This window comes from Streptomyces sp. WAC05292 (assembly GCF_003949955.1).
Lineage (GTDB): Bacteria > Actinomycetota > Actinomycetes > Streptomycetales > Streptomycetaceae > Streptomyces > Streptomyces globosus.
In genome coordinates, this window is sequence record NZ_RPSE01000539.1 from 1 (window position 1) to 3,283 (window position 3,283).

At 73.5% G+C, this 3,283-nt stretch carries 2 protein-coding genes; both read right to left on the bottom strand.

Going from position 1 to position 3,283, the window contains the following annotated elements; all coding sequences use genetic code 11:
• Nucleotides 1-3: 3 nt before the first annotated feature.
• Nucleotides 4-636: a helix-turn-helix domain-containing protein gene (locus tag EF903_RS30625; protein ID WP_399422044.1), complete on the bottom strand. Its 633-nt coding sequence runs from the start codon at nt 634-636 to the stop codon at nt 4-6.
• 432 nt (nt 637-1,068) lie between these two features.
• Nucleotides 1,069-3,283: 1,4-alpha-glucan branching enzyme (gene glgB, locus EF903_RS30630; RefSeq protein WP_125548243.1), on the bottom strand; the 2,215-nt coding region annotated here is incomplete at its 5' end.

Sequence of the window (3,283 nt, forward strand, 5' to 3'; positions counted from 1 at the left end):
GGCCTACGCCAAGCCGCTGGCCAAGCTGCTGCCGGCGCCGCCCCATCCGAGGGTGGCGACCATGGCGGACTGGTAGTCGGCGTGCAGCCGCTCCAGTACGGGCTCCAGGTGCTCCCGCGGCACCGGCAGCAGCTTGGCCAGCGGCTTGGCGTAGGCCTGCCAGCGCGTGGTGACGGCGCTGCGCAGGATCTCCGCGAGCTCCTCCTGCTTGCCGGTCGCCGTGATGAACTGGGCCAGTGTCAGGTTGAGGACCTGGGCGAGGGCCACCGACTGCCGCTCGTTGCCCTTCCAGCGGCCGGCGTCCTCCATCTTCTGGTACGAGCCCGTGTCGAGCCCGATCCGCCGGGCCAGCTCGTCCGGGGACATGCCGCGGGCCATCCGGTGCTCCCGCAGGGTCACCGGCTCGGACAGCAGCTCGCCGGGCGAGCACCACAGCACGCCGGCCAGGGCCGTGAGCTCGGCGGCCGTGGGGGTGAGCTCGCCCCGCTCCCAGGCCATCACCGTCTCCGGCTCGACGATCAGTCCGTACTGGGCGCGCAGGCCGTAGGAGACGTGGCCGGGCGCCATGCCCAGGGCCGCGCGCAGGCGCCGCGCGGCGGGGGCATTGAAGGGTGGGCTGGATTGCACAGGGCACACGGTAGGAGCGGCCGGGCCCCGGCGACTACAGACTGTTCAAACAAGCCAACAACTCGTAGGAAAGTCCTATGGAGTTCGGGTGTTTGGTCCGGATTTCAGGCGACCGTCCGGTAATCGGACGCCCTGTGGGGCCGAACTCCAGCGTAAGGTTCCGGCCAGCCGACCGGAGCGAGCTCCTCCTGATCTTCACGGATCCCCCGCACCCCGCAGCGAACCACGGGCCCCTCCCGTGCGTGATCCCTACGGGGGCCCTCGCCGACGGGGGTGGCGAGGGCCCCCACCGCACTCCTTGCCCTGACGCCCGCGTCAGGGAACAGCGTCGGGCCGTGCGCATCGGCGAACCGGCGGAGCCGGCCTGCCCCGGTACACGGACGCCGGGCGCCGCCTGCTCCAGGGCCTCGACGGCGTCCCGGAGCAGGCGGCGGCCACGGCTCAGGGGCGGAACCAGACCGTCGCCAGCGGCGGAAGGGTCAGGACCACGCTCGCCGGGCGGCCCTGCGCCGGCACCCGCTCGGGCAGGAGCGGCCCCGCGTGGCGCAGGCCGCTGCCGCCGTACTCCGGCAGGTCCGTGTTGAGGACCTCCCGCCAGGCCGGCACCTCCTCCGGGACGCCGAGCCGGTAGCCGTGCCGCACCACCGGCGAGAAGTTCGACACGCACAGCAGCGGCGAGCCGTCGTGCGCGTACCGCAGGAACGCGAAGACGTTGTCGTCCGCGGCGTCCGCCTCCACCCACGCGAAGCCCTCCGGGACGCTGTCCCGCTCCCACAGCGCGGGGGCCGCTGCGTACTCCCGGTTCAGGTCGCGCACCAGCGTCCGCACGCCCTGGTGGTCCCCGGCCGCCGAATAGGCCGGGTCCAGCAGCCACCAGTCCGGGCCGTGCGCCTCCGACCACTCGGCACCCTGGGCGAACTCCTGCCCCATGAACAGCAGCTGCTTGCCCGGGTGCGCCCACATGTAGCCGAGGTAGGCGCGGTGCCCGGCCCGCTGCTGCCACCAGTCGCCGGGCATCTTCGACACCAGCGCCTGCTTGCCGTGCACCACCTCGTCGTGCGAGATGGGCAGCACGAAGTTCTCGCTGTACGCGTACACCATCCCGAAGGTCATGTCGTGGTGGTGGTACTTGCGGTGCACCGGCTCCTTCGAGACGTACCGCAGCGTGTCGTGCATCCAGCCCATGTTCCACTTCAGGCCGAAGCCGAGGCCGCCGGAGTCGGTGGGCCGCGTCACCCCGTCCCAGGCGGTGGACTCCTCCGCGATCGTCACGACCCCGGGGCAGCGCCGGTACACCGTCGCGTTCATCTCCTGGAGCATCGCCACGGCGTCCCAGTTCTCCCGCCCGCCGTGCTCGTTCGGGGCCCACTCGCCCTCGCCGCGCGAGTAGTCCAGGTACAGCATCGACGCGACCGCGTCCACCCGCAGCCCGTCGACGTGGAACTCCTGGCACCAGTACACCGCGTTGGCGACGAGGAAGTTGCGGACCTCCTTGCGCCCGTAGTCGAACTCCAGCGTCCCCCAGTCCGGGTGCTCCGCCCGCCGCGGGTCCTGGTGCTCGTACAGGGGCCGCCCGTCGAACCGGGCGAGCGCCCACTCGTCGCGCGGGAAGTGCGCCGGCACCCAGTCCAGGATCACCCCGATCCCGGCCCGGTGCAGCGCGTCCACCAGCGCCCGGAAGTCGTCCGGGCCGCCCATCCGCGAGGTCGGCGCGTAGTAGCCGGTCACCTGGTAGCCCCACGAGCCGCCGAAGGGGTGCTCGGCGACCGGCATCAGCTCCACGTGCGTGAAGCCCAGCTCCCTGACGTACGGCGGGAGCTGCTCGGCCAGCTCCCGGTACGACAGCCCCGGCCGCCACGACGGCAGGTGCACCTCGTACACCGAGAACGGGGCCTGGTGGACCGGGCGCCGCCCGCGCGAGGCCATCCACTCCGCGTCGCCCCAGACGTGGCGGGAGGCGGTGACGACGGAGGCGGTGGCCGGCGGGACCTCCGCGTGCTGCGCCATCGGGTCGGCGCGCAGCGTGTGGCCGCCGTCGGGCCCGGCGATGTCGTACTTGTACAGGGCCCCCTCGCCGACGCCCGGCAGGAACAGCTCCCACACACCGGAGGAGCCGAGGGAGCGCATCGGCTGGGCGGCCGGGTTCCAGAAGGAGAAGTCGCCGGTGACGCGTACACCCTGGGCGTTGGGCGCCCACACGGTGAAGCGGGTGCCTGCCACGCCCTGGTGCTCCATGGGGCGGGCGCCCAGCGCCGTCCACAGCTCCTCGTGCCGGCCCTCGCCGATCAGGTGCAGGTCGAAGTCGCCGAGCGCGGGCAGGAACCGGTAGGGGTCGTGGACCTCGGTCTCGGTGCCGTCGTACGCGACCAGCAGCCGGTAGTCGGGGACCTCGCCGAGGGGGAGGAGCCCGGAGAAGAGGCCGTCGCCGTCGTCGTGGAGCTCGGCCCGCAGCCCCTTGGCCACGATCGTGACGGCCTTGGCGTACGGCCGCAGCACCCGGAACACCACCCCGCCCCGCTGGGCGTGGGCGCCCAGCACCGCGTGCGGGTCGTGGTGCCGGCCCTGGAGCAGCCGGTCCCGCTCCCCGGCGTCGAGCGCCGGCGCGGGCAGCACCCCGCGGGCGGGGGCGGCGGCCCCGCGGGCCCGGGGGGTGCGG